Below are 18941 nucleotides of genomic sequence, written 5' to 3'. Positions count from 1 at the left end.
GTCCGCCCCACCTTCCTCCCCTTCTCCCCGCCGTCGGTCGGCCCGGAAGAGATTGCCGAGGTGGTCGCCGCCCTGCAGTCGGACTGGATCACCACCGGGCCCCGTACGCAGGAGTTTGCGCGCACCTTCGCCGACAGCGTGGGCGCCCCGGCCGCCCTCGCCCTCAACTCGTGCACCGCCGGCCTGCATGTGGCGCTGGCCACGCTGGGCATTGGCGCGGGTGACGAGGTCATCACCACCCCCATGACGTTCTGCTCCAGCGCCAACGTCATCGTGCATGTGGGCGCCACCCCGGTGCTGGCCGATGTGGAGCCCGATACGCTCAACCTCTGCCCCACCGAGGTCGCGAAGCGCATCACGCCGCGCACCCGCGCCATCATTGCCGTGCACTACGCCGGCCACCCGGCCGAACTCACCGCCCTGCGCGCGATTGCCGACCAGCACGGCCTCGCACTCATCGAAGACGCCGCGCACGCCTACCCGGCCGCCTACCGCGGCACCCCCATTGGCGGCGGCAGCAACCCGGTGGCCTTCAGCTTCTACGCCACCAAGAACCTCACCACCGGCGAAGGCGGCATGCTGACCGGTGACGCGGAATTCCTCGACCGCGCCCGCATCGTGAGCCTGCATGGCATGTCGCGCGACGCCTGGAAGCGCTACGCCAAGGGAGGCAGCTGGCACTACGACGTGGTCCTCCCCGGCTTCAAGTACAACATGACCGACCTCGCGGCAGCGCTCGGCCTCGTGCAGCTGCGGCGCATGGGCGACCTGCAGCGCCGCCGGCAGCAAGTCGTGAACGCGTACATGGCCGGCTTTGCCGAGCTGGCCGCCGAGGGGCTGCTGGAGCTGCCGGTGCACCGCCCGCATGTGGACCACGCCTGGCACCTGTTCGTGCTGCGGCTGCGCCCCGACCGGCTGCGCATTGGCCGCGATGCCTTCATCACGGCCATGACCGAGCAGAACATCGCCACCAGTGTGCACTTCATTCCCGTGCACCTGCACCCCTACTACCGCGACCGCTACGGCTTTGCCCCCACCGATTTCCCGGTGGCGTACGATGCCTACTCGCGCATGGTCAGCCTGCCACTGCACCCGCGCCTCGCCGACGGCGACGTGGCCGATGTCATCGCGGCCGTGCATCGCATCGTGCGCGCCAACCGGCTGTGAGCCCGGCCAAGCGCGCCGTCGATGTCGTGGCGTCGCTGACCGGGTCACTGCTGCTGCTCCCGCTGTTCGCCGTCATTGCGGTGGCCGTACGCAGTGACGGAGGCCCGGTGTTCTTCCGGCAGCGGCGCGTGGGGCGCCACGGCCGCGAGTTCCACATGTGGAAGTTCCGCAGCATGGTGGTGCGCGCCGAGCAGACAGGGCCGCAGCTCACGGCCCACGGCGACCCGCGCATTACCCGCGTGGGGCGCTGGCTGCGCCGCACGAAGCTGGACGAACTGCCGCAGCTCTTCAACGTGCTGGCCGGCGCCATGTCGCTGGTGGGGCCACGCCCCGAGGTACCGCGCTACGTGGCGCTGTACACGCCGACGCAGCGTGCCGTGCTGGCGCTCACCCCGGGCATTACCGACCCGGCCTCGCTGCACTACGTGGACGAGTCGGCGCTGCTGGCCGAGGCCAGCGACCCCGAGGCGCTGTACATAGGCACCCTCATGCCCGACAAGATCGCCCGCAACCTGGCGTACGCGCAGCAGGCCACACTGGCGAGCGATGTGGCGGTCATTGTGCGCACCCTGCTGGCCGCCACCGGGGTGGGGCGGCGCTGAGCACCGGCGAGACGCCGCCGGCGTCATCACCGGTACCCGCCGCATCAGTCGCCCGCCTCGCCCGCCGACACCGCCGCGTAGTAGCCGCGGTAGGCGTAGTTCCCCTCGCCGTAGCGCGGCAACCGGTTGTCCACATCGTTGATCACCGCCCCCAGCACATTGGCGTTCACGGCGTCCAGCTGCCGCAGCGCTTCGTCGGCTTCATCGATGCGCGTTTCCCCGGCGCGCGTGACCACCAGCACGCCATCGGCAGCCACGCTCATGGCCACGGAGTCGGCCACCGCGAGGAGCGGCGCCGAGTCGAGAATGACCACGTCGTACACGGCGGTGAGTTCGCGCAGCAGCGTACGGAAGCGCTGACTCCCCGCGGGGTCGATGAGGTCGGCCCCGCCGGCTCCGGCCGAAATGAGCCATAGTCCCGACACCAGCGTGCCCTGCACGGCGCCAAAGGGGGAGCTGAGTTCGCTCAGCACCTGCTGCAGCCCCGGCGTGGCGTTGGCGCCCAGCAGCACGTGCAGCCGGCCGGCCACGAAATCGCAGTCGATGAGCAGCACACGCAGCCGCTGCTGCGCAAAGGAAATGGCCAGGTTCACGCTCACCGAGGTCTTGCCTTCGGCGGGGCGGGTGCTGGTGACCAGCAGGCTCTTGCCACGCCCGCCCAGCCCGTAGAGCAGCTGCGTGCGCAGCTGACGGAAGGCTTCCGATTCGCCGCTGCGCAGGTCGCGCGCCGTGGCCAGCGCCACCGACCGGCGGCGCCCCACTTCCGATACCTTGGGCGTGCCGCGACGCTGCCAGCGTGAGGTGGCCGCCTTCGTGCCCGTGATGCGTGGAATGGTGCCCAACAGCGGCAGCCGCAACCCGCGCTCGACACTGTGGCGCCCCTTCACGGTGCGATCGAGCGCCTCGCGCAGCACCGCGGCCATGACCCCGCACAGGGCGCCCAGCCCCAACGCAAACACCACCAGTCGCCCCACGGGCGGCCTGAGCGGCAGCACACGCGAGGGCGGCTCCACGATGTCGACCTGCCCTACCGCCGCCGCTTCGGCCACCTGGGCGCGCTGAAACTCGGCGCGCAGCCCGGCCGCCTGCTCACGCAGGGCATCGGCCGACTGCGCCAGCAGCACTTCCTGCGCCTTCACCACCGGCGAGCCCTGCAAGTCGCGCGACAGCTCGAGCCGCTGCCGGTCGAGCGCCGCCAACCGCAGCAACAGGCCTTCCTCGTAGGCCTGCACGGCCCCCACCAGCCGGCGCTTGGCCCCCTCCACCAGCTGATCGGCGCGCTGCACATCCGGGTGGCGCGCCGGCAGGCCACGCGGTCCGGAGGTCATCTCCGCACGAGCCACCTCCCGCTGCGACAGCTCGGTGAAGAGCGCTGCCACCCCCGGCGCGCTGCCCACCGGTGTACCGGGCAACGCCAGCAGCGCGCGGGCGCGTACCGCCGGATCGGGGGACTCGAAGCGCGCCCGCAGGTCGCTCACCACCTGCCGTTCGGTGCGGAGTTCCTGCTGTTTCTGCTCCACCAGACTCACCTCGGCGCGCCGCGTGGCCATGCGCTCGTCGCTGCTGAACCCCTGCTGCGCGCCGCGAAACGCCCCCTGCTGCCGCTCGGCCCCCGACAGCTGCGCATTCACGGTCTCCAGCTGCTGCTGGACAAACTCGCGGCGCCGCCGCGCCTGCAGTTGTGCCGTGGCCGCGTCGGCGCGCTGGTAGGCCTGCACCAGGGCCCCCAGCGCCTGCAGCGCCACCTGCGGCTCGTCGGCGGTGAAGCGCACATCGATGAGCGTGGTCATTTCGCGCTCGTTGACCACCAGCTGCGACAACAGGCGGTCAATGGCCATGTCCCGCGGCAGAATGAGCAGGCGGCCCCGAGTCACCCCGACCGGTGGGCGATCGAGGCGCAGGGTGAGGCCGCGCACGGTAATCGGCTTGTCGTACGGATAACGCACCGAATCGTCGGTCACGAACCACGACCCGCCATCGAAGGCCAGCGTGAGCACGCCGCCGTCGGCAGGATTGCCCGCCACCGCCACCTCATGCACCATGCCCCACGGCATGCCCTGCGGCAGGACCCGCAACCCCAGCGGTTGCGAGTCCACCACCGCGCCGGCCAGCGGACGGCTGCGCAGAATGGCGACCTGCGTGCGCACCGACTGCTCCGGTGCCGACGATCCGCCACCGTCAATGCGCGCCCCAACGGAGAGGCGGCTGTCGAGCAGTTGAATGGTGGCCGAGCTCATGTAGCGCATGGGCTGGCGGCTGACCCACGCATACGCCGCCCCGCCGGCAAGCAGCACCCCCAGCACCGGCATCCACCAGGCGCGCAGCAGCAGCCGCAGTAGCCCTTTGGGGTCGGAGGGGAGCGTATCGTAGCCGCCACCCTCCGGGCGCGCGCGGGGGGCGCGCATCGGTGGTGCCGGCTCGGCGGCCGCGTGGGGCGTGACGGTGCGAACGAGCGACGTGCGGGGATTCATGAGCAGTTACGGGAGATCACGGCGCGAGACGATGATGAGGTACGTCGTGAGGTACGCGGTCGCGAACCCCGCCGTGATCTGGAGAATCGGACCGATGACGGACCACAAGGACCGCGTGTTGCGCCGCGGCACCAGAATGCGATCGCCCGACTGCACCGTGCGCAGCGACGGTTCGAGGGACGCCTCGCTCGCATCGAACTGCCGCTGACGGCCGCCGCGCTCCAGCGAAACCCGGCGCTCGTGACCGTTCAGGGTGGGGGAGCCGGCTTTCACCACCGCATCGGCCACGGTGGTTTCCGGCGGGAGCAGGTACACGCCCGGGGTGCGCACTTCCCCCAGCACCACGACGCGCACGAGCGGCTTGATGTCCACCGCCGGTTCGCGCTGGTAGTCGCTGAGAAAGGTGATGATGCGCCCACGCACGCTGTCCATGGGAATCCCGGCCACCACCACCCGATTGAGCAGCGGGTGATGCAGCGTACCGTCGGTGGCCACTTCGAACTCGCCACTGAACGAGGGCGACTCCCACACGGTGAGCTTGATGGCATCACCGGGACGCAGCACGAGTGGCGCGCCCGCCGCCGGCTGCGCGGCCAGCGGCGCGGCCATGGCCCCGGCCAGCCCCAGCGCAACGACCAGTCGCCACACCCGCGGCAACAGTGCCCGGCGGCCATGCCGCCGCGGCCTACACGCGGCGCCGGCGGCGCTCGGCGACGGGGCATGCAGTGACCGTGCGTATACAATGCGATGGGCAGCCATGGATGGAAGCGGTCGGATTGCCGTCAGGAAGCCGCGAACCGGGACGAACCGAGCACGGCGCGCGCGTAACGCACAAACTCGCGCCAGCGCACGCCCGCCGGGAAACGGGGCGGGCCGGCGGATGCGCGCCCACGCTGCAAAGTAGCGGATTGCGACAGTGCCTGGTGTGCCGGCGCGTCCACATGCTCCTCCACGTGCCACGGGCGTGACAGCTGGTGCCCGCTGTCGTGCGGACGTATGGCGCATTCCCACGCCAGCCGCCGCAGCCGCACCGAGGGACAGTCGGGACCGCCTGGGATGAGCACGGCCAGCAGGTGCCGCTCCACCAGTGTGTGGGCCGCGCGCATGACTGCCCGGGGCACCCCGGCTGGCGGCAGCGGCTCGAGTGCCGCCAGGACCGGGGCCGGTACCGGCACCGCCGCCAGCCCCTCCACCAGCCGCAGCGCCCAGTAGCCACTGCTGGCCGCCCGGGCCTCCTGCGCCAGAGTCACGAACGCGGCCCAATTGAACGTCGGATCGGCCGTGATGACGCGCAGGTCCCCCGCCGTTCGCCAGGTCCCGGTGCGCAGCATGTGCTGCCACGCCAGATGAATGCACGCATGCAGGGCCATGTGCCGCGCGCTGGGAACGAACACGCCGGCCAGATCGGCCCCCAGCGCGTCGCCCACCGGGCGCGCCTCACGCCATACGTCGGCGGCCCCGAAGGCAAAGGGGTGCCCGGGCGGAATGACGTCGGTGTGCACCTCCAGATTCACTTCCACGCCGCTGGCATCGTGCAGGGCCGGCAGGTGGTGAATGCCGCCGGCGGGGAGCTGCACGGTGTCCTCGGCGGCGGGCACGGCCCACCCGGCCGTGCACAGCACATCGTACGCCCGCCGGGCCTGATCGGGTGGGACGAGCAGGTCGAGGTCCAGCATGGGGCGCGCGGCAAAGCGGCGATGGTACCAGGCGGCCACGGCGGCACCCTTGAGCAGCAACACCGGAATGCCGGCCTCGTGCAGGGCGCGTACGCTCTGCCCCAGGCGCTGCCGCAGATAGTGCATGCGGAACTCCATGACCATGGCCAGCTGCCGCAGCGGGGCGGCCTCTGCCGGCACGCTGCCATGCTCGGCGCCGGCCAACACACGCGCCAGGGCAATGACCGCCTTCTCGCGCTCGGCGGTGTAGCGCAGCGAGCCCCATCCCGCCGAGGTAATGGCGGCCAGCAGCGGGGCCGGCGCCGTGAAGCCCGGCACGGCGCTGCCAAACAGCAGGCGATGCTCGGGGGCCAGCAGGGCGTGCAGCCGTGCCGCCGTTTGTGCCACGGGCCCTGCCGGCGCCCCGACCTGCGCGGCGCGGTCAGTACTGGCCAAGACTCCCCCGGCGCCGAGCGTCGCGCAGCGTGGACCGCAGCGCCCAGGTGCCAGCGGCACACAGCACGACGGCCATGCCACTCAGCACGGCGACGTCGGCGGCCACGGTGGCGAGGGGGGCCCCGCCCAGCCACAGGCGTCGCGTCGCGCGCAGCCCGTAGGTGAGCGGAATGACCTCGCTCACGCGTGCCACCCACGACGGAATCACGTGCGTGGGGAAGTACACGCCCCCCAAGAGCGACGATACACTCATGACCCCGCCCAGCAACGGCCCCGACGTGCGAAAGGCCACCACCATGGCGGCGGCCAGGAGCCCAACGCCGAAGTAGGCCAGTACCGTGAGCCCCAGCACCACCAGCCCCGGTACGACGTGACTCCAGACGACGCTCACGCCCAGCAGCAGGCCGCTGCCCACCAGCAGCAGCGCCCGCAGAGCAGCCTGCGCGGCATCAAAACTCATGAGCCCCGTGAAGACCACCCACGACGGCGTGGGCAGCGACAGCATGAGCTCGAGGGTGCCCGTGCCAATACCGCCGCTGATCGCGGTGGAAGGGGCGCGCATGGCCGCGATGATGAGGGCCGTAGAAAGCACACCCAACAGCGTGAAAGCGAAGAAGCTGCCCCCTTCGCCGGCTATGGCGCCGGCCATGGTAGGCTGGAGGGCGTTGGCCACGAAGTACAGTGGTACGACGGTCGCCAGCAGCGCTCCCAGCGACAGGAGAAACTGCAGGCGATAGCTGGTGGCGAGAATCCACGAGGCCCGGAACAGGGCGGCAATGGCACTCATGCCGGCGCGGCCGTGTGCGCGGCCGTGTGCTCGGATGTATGCTCGGTCGTGTGCGCGGTCATGTCGCCCTCCGCAATGGCACGCTCGATGAGGCTGGCCAGCGACCCGTCGAGCCGTTCGAAGCGCGCAATGGGCACCCCGTGGGCTCCCAGCAATGTCAGGGCGGCCGCCGCCGCGGCAGCGCCATTGGGCAACTCCACGTGCACACAGCGCCAGCCGTCGATCTCGTCACCAGCGCTCACACGATGCGCCAGCCCCTGTTCGCACAACCGGGCAAACGCCGCGTGATGCGGCTGCGTGGTCCACACACCCATGGTGGCATCGCCGAAGCGTTCCGCCAGCACGGATGCGCGATCACTGGCCACGACGCGGCCGCGATGCAGGATGGCCACGCGATCGCACCAGTGGAAGGCCTCGTCACCGTCGTGCGTGGCCATGAGCACGGTGCACCCACGCTCTTTCACGAGCACGTCGCGCACGAGGGTGCGCAATGCCTGCGCGGCCAGGGGATCGAGCCCGCGCGTGGGTTCGTCGAGCAGCAGCACCGCCGGACGCCCCAGCAGGGCCCGCGCAATGAGGGCGCGCTGCCGCAGGCCCGTGGAGAGCTGCCCCAGCGGTCGGTCGGCGTGCTCCAGGAGCTGCACATCGCCCAGCATCTCCTCCACCACCAGTCGTCGACCGGCGGCCGGCACCTGCTGCAACGCCGCGTACAACCGCAGGTTTTCCCGTGCCGACAGACGCCAGTTCATCACCCGTTCGTTGGCCAGCACACACCCCACCAGACGCTGGACCACGCGCGGCGTGCGCACCACATCGTGACCGTTCACGGTGATGGTGCCCCGATCGGGGGTGAGATAGGTGCCAAGTATGCGAAAGAGCGTGGACTTGCCGGCCCCGTTGGGGCCCAGCACGCCGAACAGCTCGCCGCGGCGCACCTCGAGCGACACGCCGTCGAGGCCGGTTACCCACTCGCCGCGCCCCAGCGGTGCGCGCAGCGTGGCACGCCACCCACGGCGCAGCTCGAAGCGCTTGGCCACGTCGTGCAGGCTTACCATGGGTGCCAGGCGCGCACGGTGGCGACGACCGCGGGCAGCCGCGCGAGGTCGCGCGCCACCGACAGCGTGTACGCCGGCACCTTGGACGCCAGCGCCAGCGTGCCGCGAAACTGGCGGTGGGCCTCCGCCCCCCCCAGCAGGTCACCCAGCTTGCCATGCTGCTGCAGCTGCACGGCGGCCGTCATGGGCGCGAGGCGTTCGCGCATCGCCGCCTGCTCGGCGTGCGCCGGCGCGGGCGTCATGAGATACACCGCGGCCACCGGCGTACCGGCCGTCACGGGCCACTCCGACGACGCGGCGTCCACGGACAGCTTGCCATCGAGAGTGGGGGTGGCCGTGGCCCACGACGCCCCGCTGGCGGCATAGGAATCGGCGTGGACACGCAGCGCCATACTGCCGGCGAACGCCAGCGGCGCCTGCGGCCCCTGCACCGTCACCGCCACCGCATCATCGCCCATGAGCGTGGCCCCGTGCGCCACCAATGCGGCCGCCAGGCTCGACTTGCCCGTTCCCTTCACGGCGGCGAACAGAATGGCCCGGTCGCCCACGCGCACGGCGCTCGCGTGCAGGCACAGGTCGCCCGCATCGTGCACCAGCAGGGGCAGCAGGCGCCCCACCAGGTCGAGCCGCAACGCCTCCTCACCCAGCGTGGACGGCACATCGCAGGCAATGACGCCGCGCGCGCGATCCAGTGCGTACTGGCCACTGCAGGCGTGTTCAAAGCGCCACGTGGCCCCGTGGCGCCACAACTGCAGGTTGCAGGGCCGGTAGGGGTCGGCTCCGACCAGCGAGAACGCGGCATCGCGCGGCGCCAGCGCCTGTCGCCTGACCTGCACATCAACGTCGTCCGGCGCCGCCTGCACGGGCAGCGTGGCCAACGGAAAATCGGAGCGCACCCGGCGTCCGAAGGCAAAGTAGTGATACATGGGGAACGGACGAATCCGGGAAGGCACCGAAGTGCCTTCCCGGTCGTCACTCAGCTCGTCTTGCAGTTGAAGCTGCCGCCAGCCGGCGTGCAACCCGGTGCTGCCGGGTTGGTGCCGAAGGTGTCAGTGCCAGACGTACCGCCGGCAAGCGTGAGCTCGCGCAGCGTACCGAACCGTTCCAGCCGTGGTGCGTTGTACATCACGAGTCCTTTGCTCGAGTGGAAGTCGGGTGTCGCCCGACGCGACCGCAGTCCGCGTGACTGCAAATGCCTGTGATACCCGTCAGGACAGCGCACCCTCACGGCGCGCGTGGGAATGGCCGATCGGCACGGCGGCAACCCGGCTGCCCGTCGGTGTCGGCTCCGTCATCACCGCACGGGCGGAGCGCGAATCCGTTCGCAGGAACCACTCGACCTGTGCCGTACGCAGCAGCGCCTCGCACAGCCCGGGAGTGGCCCGGCCCGCTTCCACCTGCGCAATGTGCAGAGTCAGGGAAGATCGATCAAGGAGACCGAGATCCGCCAGGCGCAGCTGGGAACCGCACTGCCGCAACCACGCTGCCACTCCCGGGCCCGATTGTTCGATTCGCGTGGCGAGGGTACCGGTACGCTCCGCGCGCCGCGCCAGCAGTGCCGGCGGGAGCAACCCGCGCATCGCGCCGCGCAACAGCGGCTTCGTGTCGCCGGCGGCGTGCCGTTCGCTGTGGTGCCCCTGGGCCATGAAGCGCACCACGCGCAGGTCGTGCAAGGGTGAACGCACCTCGACGCCGAGTGCCTGCACGGCGCCATGCATCACGGCCGCCAACCGGGGGAACCCCTGATTCTCGAAATACCACCGGAACTCGGCATGCGCGGCGCCGTGACGCCACGCGTCGGGCACCCAACCGGGCGCCCGCGTGGTGAGCGCCAGGCTGGCGGTGGTTGGCGTGCGCAGCCACGGCGGCACCAGGCGCGCGAACAGCCCCGTGAACGGGCGCCCGCGCAGGTGCCCCAGCCCTTCCCGCACCGCCGGCGGCAGCGCCGGCTCCACGGCGTACTTCCAGAACCAGGTGGCCGGCTGGGCGTGAATGCGCAGCGCACGCCACTCGCGCCAAACGGCAGACCATCGTCCGCCGCGCAGCAGGTCCGACAGATACCAGGGCGCACATTGAAAGAGGAAATCGCCCGCATGGCCGTGCAGCGCCACGCGACCTGCCACCGCGCGCGTGCCCTGCGCCAGCGCCTCGAGCACGGCCGCATGCAAGTGCACGTGCGACTCCTCGCGGCCGGCCGCATCATATCGCGGCGCTGGCGGAATGGGACCGAGGGTGCGCCCGTCCAGCCAGTGCACAGGCGCCTCCAGGTGCTGCGCCGCGAGAGCGATGAGCTCGTCTTCGCGGCCGCTGTCGCCCTCGGGGTATGACAGCGAGATCACATGATACGGGTGATGGGCCTGCTGCGATACGCGCCGCAGCATCGCCGCCACGGCCGTGGAGTCGTACCCCCCACTCATCCACACCGTGGTCGGTGTCTGCCGCGCCATGCGCTCGCGCACCGCCGCCTCCAGCAGCGCGCGCAACTCGCCCTCCGCCACGACCGCCGGCCGCGGAGCACCTTCCCGCTCGGGGAGCGTGAACCAGCGATGGCGCGTGAGCGCCTGTCGTTGCCACAGCTCGGTGCTTCCCGCCTCCACTTGGCGAATGGCACGGTATACGGTACCGTTGCCTGCCGAGTAGAGAAGGCCAGCCGCGTCGCTGGCAATGGTGGCGAGGTCGAGATCGGCCGGGCAGTGCGGATGGCCGTGCAGCGCCGATACCACCGAGGCATACGCCACGCCGCTGCGCAGCGTGGCCCTGTACAGCGACCGCGTGCCGCTGAAATCGCGTGAAGTCACCAGTTTGCGCAGCCGGCGATCCCACAGCACGAACGCGAAGTCGCCCTCGAGCAGCTCGGCGCAATCGTCACCAAATGCTTCGTACGCTGCCACGATGCCGTGACTGGCCGTGGGGCCGCCTGGCGTGACGCCACGACTGGCCAGTCGCCGGTGCAACTCGTCCTGGTAGTACAGCCGCGCGTCGGCCGCCACCACCACCTCGTGCCCGTGCACCAGCAGCGCCGAACCGGAGAAGTCGTCCTCCATCTCCCAGGCCGCGCGCTGCACCGCCAGCACCACGCCATCGCCCTGCCACTGCTCCACGCAATCACCGCCGCAGGGCGCCATGACGTGCAGCATCTCGCGCACGACGGGCGGCGATACCGCTGCGGCGTCGTTGGCCACGATGGCCAGAATCGCGCTCACGCCACCTCCCGGCGCAGCGCCTGCAGCGCCAGCCGCGTCGCCGTCCCGCTGTCACCACCCTGCAGTGTGCTGCTTCCCAACGGCGTCCACTGCTGCTGCACCGCAGGGCGGTCGCCCACCACCACGCCGCCCACTTCCACCCACGCGTGCGCCTCGAAGGTCCCCCGCGCGCGCACCCCCACGCGCACCACGCTCCCCGGGACGCTGTGGGCCACCAGCAACCGGTGCAGCGCCAGGGAACGCACCAGGCAGGCGCCACGCCACGGGCCGTAGCGCTCGGCACGTTTGAGGGCCCGCGCCCACCGCTGCGCCTCGGACAACGCGGCCGGGGTACCGGCGGCGTTCGCGCCATCCCCCTGCGCAGAGGCCGCCGACAACGGCAGCAGCGCCCCGGTGGGCGCCGTGGCCAAATCGCGCCGCGCCACGCGCAGCGCCAGCATGCCCTGCACCACGTCCATCACCGCGCGCGGCGCCGCCAGGGCACGCAGCACCGTGCCAACAGCCGGCAGCGGCATACTCACGGCACCGGCTCGGTGGTCGCCAATCCGGCGGCGACGAGATCGTCCAGCAGGGCGTTCACGTCGGCGAGCAGCGTGGCCATGGGCACCTCGGGATACGTGGCCGAAAGCTGCCCGCACACCGCCCCCACCGTGCGCTGCGCGGGCGGCAGCAGCGCCCACACGGCGGCGCCCACCGTATTGAGGCCGAAGTATGTTTCGCTGCGACCGTCGAAGAGCACCACGCCTTCGTCCATGGCTTGCACGATCACCCCGGGGGCGGGCACGGGCAGTGCCCGCACCGCCAGTGCCGTTTCGTGAGCACTCACGGTGCGGATCCGCTCACCATGTCGGCACCGCCACGATCCGCCAGTGGGATCACCGGTGGCGTACGCGGGGCGCGCGGCGCCCGATCGGCCACCACGATACGCGGTGGCACGAGCACCGAGGGCGGCGGCGTGACGGTCGTCGCGAAGACCGGCGGAAAGGGGGTGAGCATGCCCAGCGCCGCCTCCGGCACGAGATGCTGCATGACCTGCCGGATACCCGCCGCGTCATCGCACTCGGCCATTCGCGCCAGTTCGTCGAGGCCCAGATGCAACCGCGCCCCGGCCAGTCCTTCGGTGCGCAGCATGCGAATCTGCTGGACGGACGTGGGCGTACCCTCCTCGAACAACGCCATGAGATCTTCGTTCAGCTTCTCGCCGGGCCGCAGGCCGGTGAAGGTGATATCCACGTCGGTGTACGGCACGCGTCCCGCCAGCCGAATGAGCTGTTCGGCCAGATCGAGAATGCGTACGGGCTCGCCCATGTCGAGCATGGTGATGCGATCACTCGCCTCGGGCAGCGCCGCGGCCTGCAGCACGAGTTCCACCGCCTCGGGGATCGTCATGAAGTAGCGGCGCACATCCGGGTGCGTCACGGTGAGCGGGCCGCCGGCGGCCAGCTGCCGCTGAAAGAGCGGCACGACACTCCCCGCCGAGCCCAGCACGTTGCCGAAGCGCACGGCCCGGAAGTCGGTGCCATGCCCACGCACCTGCGGATGCCCCAGCACCACCAGTTCGGCGAGCCGCTTGGAGGCACCCATGATGCTGGTGGGATTCACCGCCTTGTCGGTAGAGATTAGCACGAACTTGCGCGCGCCGGCGCGCACCGCGGCCGTGGCCACATGCAGCGTGCCCAGCACGTTGTTGCGTACCGCCTCGCCGGGGTGCTCCTCCATGAGCGGGACATGCTTGTAGGCGGCGGCGTGGAACACCACCGTGGGCCGGTAGGCGTCGAAGAGCTGATGCACATGGGTCACGTCGGCGATGTCGCCGAGGACCGCATGCACTTCGAGCGACGGGAAGGTGCGCGCCAACTCGTGCTCGAGGAAGTAGAGTGGCGACTCGGCCTGATCCAGCAGCACCAGCCGGCGCGGCGCGAACCCCGCCACCTGCCGCGCGAGCTCCGCGCCGATGGACCCGGCGGCCCCCGTGACCAGCACCACGGCGCCAGTGAGGTCACGCTCCACCTCCACCGGGGCCAGCTGCACCGGGCGGCGCCCGAGCACGTCCTCGATGCACACCTCGCGCACCTCGTCCATTCGGGCGCGTCCGGCGAGGATTTCGCGCAGCGTGGGGATGGCCTTGAACGCGCAGCCGCTACGCTCGCACTGCTCGATGATCTCGCGCATGAGGGGACCCGACACCTCGGAGAGGGCGATCACCACCAGCTCCGCCCCCACGCGCTGCACCAGTGCGGGCAGGTCACGCAGCGCCCCCACCACCGGCACCCCGTGAATGGCCAGTGCGCCGAACACCGGCTGCAGCGTCACGAGCCCCACCGCCCGCAGGTTCCCCTCGCCGTCCCGCTGACACTGGCGGACGAACCGTTCGGCGGCGTCGTCATCGCCAATCACGAGCACCTTGCGTCGGGCGGCACCGTGATGCTCGGCGCGACGCCGCTCATGCAGCAGGCGCGCCCCCACCCGCGCCGAGCCGGCGAGGCCGAAGAAGAACACCGCCTCGAGCACGAAAATGGAGCGCGGCATGCCGATGGCCGCGCCCAGCAGCACCACGGCCATGATGGTGAGTCCGCTGCCGAGGGCGGTGGCGCGGGCCAGCACCATGGCATCGCGCACCCCGGCATGCCGCCAGGAGCCGCGGAAAACGCCCAACCACATGAGCACCAGCAGGCGGCCGCCCAGCAGCGCGGGGCCCACGACCCACAGGCGCGCCAGCTCCTCGGCGGGAACCGCAAAATCGAAGCGCACCACGTACGCCAGCACCAGCGCCAACGCCGCGGCCCCGAGGTGCAGACTCGCGATGAGGGGGGTGCGATAACGCAGCGGACGAGGAGGCACCGGGATCAGGATGTCGGGAACGGGGAGCCGCTACCCACGCGGGCAGCACCTGGAAGCGGGAGACCTCGCCGTTGGACAGACGGTGAGCCATCGCACGAAGCGACCGGACAGACACGTCAGTTCGGCAACGACCGTGCCGGAGGACGATCGCGCCGGATCCGCTCCTGCGGATGGCGGATGCCCGGCGTGTTCGGCCGCCGGCCGCCGTCACGGAATATTACCACCCGGTTGTTGATTCCGAACAACTGCTTGGCATGGAACACGTTGCACAGTAATTCCTGCTGCAGGGAAAACCCGTGGCCGTGGATCGCCGCGCAACCGGGCGGCGGGCTGCCGCATCGGCCGTTGCGCATCCGCCACATCAATGTCGCTCAGACACAACAGTGAGTCGCGGCTCACCGCGCGCCGAATCCGGCAACGGCGGGCGAGGGTGCGGGTTGTGCGACCGCCGTGCCCTGCACGGTTTCGCGCACGCGCCGTTCCACCCAGTGGGCAAGCTGCGGATGCGGGGCGAGCGGTTCGGCGCCGTACTTCGAGCGGGTGCCGCGAATGTCTTGCGGCACTTTGTCGCGGCTCACGTTGCCCTTGGAGACGAGCACGGGCACCACGATCACCTCGCGGCCGGTGGCGGCGGCCTGCAGGTCGATGAGTTCGCGCACGCGGCGCACGGCTTCCGCGCGCACGGCGGCAGGGGCGTCGTCGCGCACCACGTCCACGCGCACGTCCTTGAAGTGGGTCCAAGCCTTCACCGAGTCGGCCACGGGGCGCAGGTTCTCCATCCAGGCGGCGTAATCCTCCGCCGAGTTGGGGCCGTGGCCCACGATGAACAGCGCCTGCTCCCGCGGCGTGGTGGTGAGGGCGAGCGCGCGGTCGGTGAGAATGCGCGCCAGTTCGGGCGATGCATCGAGCGCCTTGGCCAGGCGCAGGGGCACGGTGGTGGTGGGGCGCTCGATCCCCGACATGTGCAGATGGTGCGTCATGTCGGTGTCGAGGGTGACCGCTTCGCCGGTGAGATAGCGGATCTGGTCGTAGTGGCCGCTGAAGCTGGAGACGAGCAGCGGCACCACCACGATCTGCGAGACGCCCTGCTTCTCCAGCCTGGTCACGACGTCCTGAAAGCGAGCGCGCGCGGCGCCGGGGCCCATGAGGAAGCTCACGGCCACCGGCCCGCCGGTTTTGGCGCTCCCCACGCTCTGCTGCACGGTCGCGTTCCAGAGGGAGTCGCCGCCGTGGGCGATGACGATGGTGCCCACCTGCTGGGCGGCCGCGGTGACAGGGCCAGCAAGGGCCAGCGCTGCGGCAGTGGCAGTCACAGAACGGCGGAAGGTGGCGGAAAGGAGCGATCGCGACGACATCGGTGAATCCACAGGCTGAAAGGGGAGCAAGACGGGCGGCGTGGCCAATGCCACGCTACATGAGAGAGATTCTCATGAAAGAGCCGTTATCATGGCAGCTAAAGCCGAACAAGTCAATCGGGTTTGTGCACTCCCGGCCGTTTTCCGTGTCACTCTCCGCCATTGCGCGACTCCGTGGTGCTGTTCCCACCGTTTTACTCTCAGTAAACTCCTACGGTCATCCACGCCGGCTCCCGCCTTTACGCCCGGCGCTCACCTCGGCTCTTCCTGTGCCTCACGTGCCACCCCTGTGTTCTGCACGCGGCCCCCTGCGGGCGCTTCTGGCGTGCTCGGTCCCCATGCTCCTCGGCGCCTGTGCCCACGGCTCCCTGCAACGGGACGTGACCGACGTCGACGACCTGCTCCGCCCACGCGCCGGCGTCGTGGTGCCCACCCGCACCGCCGAGGGGGTGGTCACCGCCGAGGACACGGTGAAGCAGCTGCTGGAACAGCCGCTCTCCCCCGAATCGGCCGTGCGCATTGCCCTCATGGCGCACCCTGCCCTGCGCGCCACCTACGCCGAACTGGGGCTGGCGCGCGCCGAGGTCGTACAGGCGGCGCTGCTGGCCAACCCGGTGCTGGCGCTCGAACGGTTTTCGGCCGGGCGCTTCCAGGAGTTCGGCATCGCGCAGTCGTTCATCGATCTGCTGTCGCAGCCCATGCGCCGCCGACTGGCCGAGTCGCAGCTGGCCAGCGCACGGCTCCGCGTGGCCGGCGATGTGTTTCAGCACGTGACCGAAGTGCGGGAGGCGCTGGTGCACGCGGTGGCCGCGGCGCTGGCGCGCGACGTGAGCGAGCGGGCGCACGCTGCTGCGGCCGCCTCCGCCGTGGCCGCCACGGCGCTGTACGAGGCGGGCAACCTGCAGGAGCTCAATCTCGTGGGTGAGCGCGCTGCCGCATCGGAATTCCTGGGCGGCGCGCTCGATGCGCGCGGCCAGAGCGAGGCGGCCCGCGAACAACTCGTGCGCACGCTCGGTGTGGCCACGACGGGTGCTGCGCTGTCGCTCCCCGAACGCCTCCCCGATCTGCCACCGCAGGATCCCGCACTCGACTCGCTGCTCGTGCTGGCTGCCCGCAACCGGCTCGACCTGGCGGCGTCGCTGCAGGACATCAATGCCGCCGGGCGGGCGGTGGGGCTCACCCAACGGTTCCGCCTGCTCCCCGACGGGTCGCTCACCTATGCCGGTGAGGGGAAGGACGGCGGGCCCTTCGAAAGCGGTCTCGGGCTGGTCGTTCCGCTCCCGCTCTTCGACCGCGGTCAGGGGCGCCTGCTGCGTGCAGAGAGCACGTTGCGCGCGGCCGTGGGCCGGCAGGAGGCGCTGCTGCTGGCCATGCGCGCCGATGTGCGTGCAGCGCACGCCCTGCTCTCCGCCGCGCGCGCGCGCTTCGAGGAGTATCGCGCGCGCGTCGTGCCGCTCCGCCGCCGCGTGACCGAGGAAACCCAGCTGCAGTACAACGCCATGGCCATCAGCGTCTTCGGCCTGCTGCAGGCGCGCCAGGGCGAACTCTCCGCGGCCCACGGCTACATCGAGGCGCTCAGTGACTACTGGAAAGCGCGCATTCAGCTGGAGCGCGCCGTGGGGACGTCGCTGCCGTGACCGATCACCTGAACGATGTCTCGACGATGAACCGACGCACCCTGCTGTCCACGGGCATGGGCGCCGTGGCCGGCGGCGCCCTGCTGGGGCTGCCCACCACCGCCGCCGCGCTGGCGCGCACCACGGTGCCGCACGACGGGAGCACCGTGTACGCGCCGGGTCGCCCGGGGCGCGACTATACCCCGGTCATCACCCCCAACGGCGCCACGCTGCCGTTCACCATCGTGGACGGCGTGAAGGTGTTCCATCTCATTGCCGAACCGGTCGAGCACGAGTTTGCCCCCGGTCTCGCGGCGCAGTGCTGGGGGTTCAACGGCAGCACGCCGGGGCCCACCATCGAAGCGGTGGAGGGCGATCGCGTGCGCATCTACGTGACCAACGCGCTCCCCGCGCCCACGAGTGTGCACTGGCACGGCATCCTGCTCCCCTCGGGGATGGATGGCATTGCGGGGCTCAGTCAGGCGCCCATCGCCACCGGCGAGACGTTCCGCTACGAGTTCACGCTGCGGCAGCATGGCACGTACATGTACCACTCGCATCGCGACGAGATGACGCAGCAGGCGCTCGGCATGATGGGGATGTTCGTGATTCATCCGCGCGTGCCCCCCGAACGCCGGCCCGATCGCGACTTCGCGCTGCTCTCGAGTGAATGGAAGGTGCTGCCGGGAGCGCGACGTCCCGACCCCAACGAGATGCTCGAGTTCAACGTGCTCACCTTCAACGGCAAGGCGTATCCGGGCACGGCGCCGCTCATGGTGGAGCGCAACGAGTTCGTGCGCATTCGCCTCGGCAACCTGAGCGCCATGAGTCACCACGCCATTCACATCCATGGGCACACCTGGACGCTGGTGGCCACCGATGGCGGCGACATCCCGCGATCGGCGCGCTGGCCGGAGGTCACGCAGCTGGTACCCGTGGGGAGCACGCGCACCATGGAGTTCATCGCCGACAACCCCGGTGACTGGGCGCTGCACTGCCACATGTCGCATCACACCATGACCCAGATGGGGCACAGCGGCACCAGCATGTTCGGCGTCGACGCGGCCGTGATCGACAAGGCCGTGCAGCCCATCATTCCCACCTACATGACCATGGGGCAGGATGGCATGGGGGACATGGCCGCCATGGGCATGCCGGTGCCCGCCAACAGCACCCCCATGATGGGGGCACCGGGACCGCACGGCTACATCGACATGGGTGGGATGTTCACTATCATGAAGGTGCGCGATCGCGTACGTCCGGGTGATGAATCGTCGTGGTGGCAGGCGCCGGCCGGTACTCAGGCGCGCGTGGCCACGGCCGAGGAGCTCGCGCGCGATCGCATCACCGTGCCGGAGATCAAGACCAAAGCCGCCGGCCACATGCATCATCACCCACCCGGAGGTCAGGAATGAGCGCGCACACGCCATGGCCCCCGCGCATGGGCGACGCCGTTCGGCTCTCCGCCGACGGCTTGGCCAAGGTGCTGGGAGATCTCGAGGCGCGCCTCCTGAGCACCATCTGGCGCCACGATGCGCCGGCCACGGCGCGCACCGTGCACGAACTGGTGGTGGTGGAGCACGACGTGGCGTTGCTCACGGTGGTCACGGTGCTCAACAAGCTCGTGGACAAGCATCTGCTCACGCGGGGCAAGATCGACGGGCTGCTGCACTACACGGCCGCGCTGTCGCCCGCCGAGTTCGAGGAGTACGCGTCGCGCCGGCTGGTGGAGG

The 18941-nt window shown here is 70.6% G+C and carries 18 protein-coding genes; 5 read left to right on the top strand and 13 right to left on the bottom strand.

The features are described 5' to 3' along the window. Positions 1-1167, top strand: a 1167-nt coding sequence (locus LW840_RS16930; protein ID WP_291277443.1) for a DegT/DnrJ/EryC1/StrS family aminotransferase, incomplete at its 5' end; no start/stop codon positions are given. Then, a complete protein-coding gene (locus LW840_RS16925; protein ID WP_291277442.1) occupies positions 1164-1769 on the top strand; it encodes a sugar transferase in 606 nt (201 codons plus the stop codon). The genes LW840_RS16930 and LW840_RS16925, both read left to right, overlap by 4 nt. Positions 1770-1813: 44 nt before the next feature. Here LW840_RS16925 and LW840_RS16920 read toward each other — a convergent pair whose 3' ends face one another. From LW840_RS16920 to LW840_RS16860, 13 genes are all read right to left on the bottom strand, one after another. Continuing rightward, positions 1814-4240: a polysaccharide biosynthesis tyrosine autokinase gene (locus tag LW840_RS16920; protein WP_291262008.1), complete on the bottom strand. Its 2427-nt coding sequence runs from the start codon at positions 4238-4240 to the stop codon at positions 1814-1816. Between the two features lie 6 nt (positions 4241-4246). Further along, positions 4247-4999 (bottom strand): SLBB domain-containing protein, encoded by a 753-nt coding sequence (locus LW840_RS16915; RefSeq protein ID WP_291277441.1) that lies wholly within the window; start codon positions 4997-4999, stop codon positions 4247-4249. Positions 5000-5022: 23 nt separating this feature from the next. Further along, positions 5023-6351 carry a nucleotidyltransferase family protein gene (locus LW840_RS16910; RefSeq protein ID WP_291277440.1) on the bottom strand — a complete coding sequence of 443 codons (1329 nt, stop codon included), beginning with the start codon at positions 6349-6351 and terminating at the stop codon, positions 5023-5025. Further along, complete coding sequence (locus LW840_RS16905) at positions 6338-7138, bottom strand: ABC transporter permease (RefSeq protein ID WP_291277439.1); 801 nt, start codon at positions 7136-7138, stop codon at positions 6338-6340. Before LW840_RS16905 ends, LW840_RS16910 begins: the two co-directional genes overlap by 14 nt. Continuing rightward, positions 7135-8193 (bottom strand): ABC transporter ATP-binding protein, encoded by a 1059-nt coding sequence (locus tag LW840_RS16900; protein ID WP_291277438.1) that lies wholly within the window; start codon positions 8191-8193, stop codon positions 7135-7137. Before LW840_RS16900 ends, LW840_RS16905 begins: the two co-directional genes overlap by 4 nt. After that, positions 8187-9119, bottom strand: coding sequence for a hypothetical protein (locus LW840_RS16895; protein ID WP_291266809.1), 933 nt, complete (start codon positions 9117-9119; stop codon positions 8187-8189). Before LW840_RS16895 ends, LW840_RS16900 begins: the two co-directional genes overlap by 7 nt. Before the next feature lie 50 nt (positions 9120-9169). Beyond that, a complete protein-coding gene (locus LW840_RS16890) occupies positions 9170-9319 on the bottom strand; it encodes a lasso RiPP family leader peptide-containing protein (protein WP_291266810.1) in 150 nt (49 codons plus the stop codon). A gap of 82 nt (positions 9320-9401) precedes the next feature. After that, positions 9402-11396: an asparagine synthetase B family protein gene (locus LW840_RS16885; protein WP_291277437.1), complete on the bottom strand. Its 1995-nt coding sequence runs from the start codon at positions 11394-11396 to the stop codon at positions 9402-9404. Then, on the bottom strand, positions 11393-11911 hold the full coding sequence (locus LW840_RS16880; protein ID WP_291277444.1) for a lasso peptide biosynthesis B2 protein: 519 nt from the start codon (positions 11909-11911) through the stop codon (positions 11393-11395). Before LW840_RS16880 ends, LW840_RS16885 begins: the two co-directional genes overlap by 4 nt. A 2-nt stretch (positions 11912-11913) precedes the next feature. Continuing rightward, positions 11914-12222, bottom strand: coding sequence for a PqqD family protein (locus tag LW840_RS16875; RefSeq protein WP_291262000.1), 309 nt, complete (start codon positions 12220-12222; stop codon positions 11914-11916). Further along, complete coding sequence (locus LW840_RS16870) at positions 12219-14237, bottom strand: nucleoside-diphosphate sugar epimerase/dehydratase (protein ID WP_291266812.1); 2019 nt, start codon at positions 14235-14237, stop codon at positions 12219-12221. Before LW840_RS16870 ends, LW840_RS16875 begins: the two co-directional genes overlap by 4 nt. A gap of 116 nt (positions 14238-14353) precedes the next feature. Continuing rightward, positions 14354-14599: a hypothetical protein gene (locus LW840_RS16865; RefSeq protein WP_291266813.1), complete on the bottom strand. Its 246-nt coding sequence runs from the start codon at positions 14597-14599 to the stop codon at positions 14354-14356. 33 nt (positions 14600-14632) lie between these two features. Continuing rightward, positions 14633-15550, bottom strand: coding sequence for a CbiX/SirB N-terminal domain-containing protein (locus LW840_RS16860; RefSeq protein ID WP_291277436.1), 918 nt, complete (start codon positions 15548-15550; stop codon positions 14633-14635). Between the two features lie 380 nt (positions 15551-15930). Between LW840_RS16860 and LW840_RS16855 the strand changes: the two genes are divergently transcribed. From LW840_RS16855 to LW840_RS16845, 3 genes are all read left to right on the top strand, one after another. Next, complete coding sequence (locus LW840_RS16855) at positions 15931-17229, top strand: TolC family protein (RefSeq protein ID WP_291277435.1); 1299 nt, start codon at positions 15931-15933, stop codon at positions 17227-17229. A 26-nt stretch (positions 17230-17255) separates the two neighbouring features. Further along, positions 17256-18623 carry a copper oxidase gene (locus tag LW840_RS16850; RefSeq protein WP_345780912.1) on the top strand — a complete coding sequence of 456 codons (1368 nt, stop codon included), beginning with the start codon at positions 17256-17258 and terminating at the stop codon, positions 18621-18623. 26 nt (positions 18624-18649) lie between these two features. Beyond that, positions 18650-18941: BlaI/MecI/CopY family transcriptional regulator (locus LW840_RS16845; RefSeq protein ID WP_291277433.1), on the top strand; the 292-nt coding region annotated here is incomplete at its 3' end.

Origin of the sequence: Gemmatimonas sp., assembly GCF_021298855.1 — a bacterium.
Classification (GTDB): domain Bacteria; phylum Gemmatimonadota; class Gemmatimonadetes; order Gemmatimonadales; family Gemmatimonadaceae; genus Gemmatimonas.
This window is presented reverse-complemented; position numbering and strand designations above follow the sequence as displayed.

What these genes read in the sequence shown, in the direction of transcription:
- LW840_RS16850 (WP_345780912.1), top strand. Translation starts at nt 17,256, where the DNA reads ATGAACCGACGCACCCTGCTGTCCACGGGCATGGGCGCCGTGGCCGGC.
- LW840_RS16895 (WP_291266809.1), bottom strand. Translation starts at nt 9,119, where the DNA reads ATGTATCACTACTTTGCCTTCGGACGCCGGGTGCGCTCCGATTTTCCG.
- LW840_RS16890 (WP_291266810.1), bottom strand. Translation starts at nt 9,319, where the DNA reads ATGTACAACGCACCACGGCTGGAACGGTTCGGTACGCTGCGCGAGCTC.
- LW840_RS16865 (WP_291266813.1), bottom strand. Translation starts at nt 14,599, where the DNA reads ATGTGGCGGATGCGCAACGGCCGATGCGGCAGCCCGCCGCCCGGTTGC.
- LW840_RS16900 (WP_291277438.1), bottom strand. Translation starts at nt 8,193, where the DNA reads ATGGTAAGCCTGCACGACGTGGCCAAGCGCTTCGAGCTGCGCCGTGGG.
- LW840_RS16855 (WP_291277435.1), top strand. Translation starts at nt 15,931, where the DNA reads ATGCTCCTCGGCGCCTGTGCCCACGGCTCCCTGCAACGGGACGTGACC.
- LW840_RS16905 (WP_291277439.1), bottom strand. Translation starts at nt 7,138, where the DNA reads ATGAGTGCCATTGCCGCCCTGTTCCGGGCCTCGTGGATTCTCGCCACC.
- LW840_RS16880 (WP_291277444.1), bottom strand. Translation starts at nt 11,911, where the DNA reads ATGCCGCTGCCGGCTGTTGGCACGGTGCTGCGTGCCCTGGCGGCGCCG.
- LW840_RS16920 (WP_291262008.1), bottom strand. Translation starts at nt 4,240, where the DNA reads ATGAATCCCCGCACGTCGCTCGTTCGCACCGTCACGCCCCACGCGGCC.
- LW840_RS16915 (WP_291277441.1), bottom strand. Translation starts at nt 4,999, where the DNA reads ATGGCTGCCCATCGCATTGTATACGCACGGTCACTGCATGCCCCGTCG.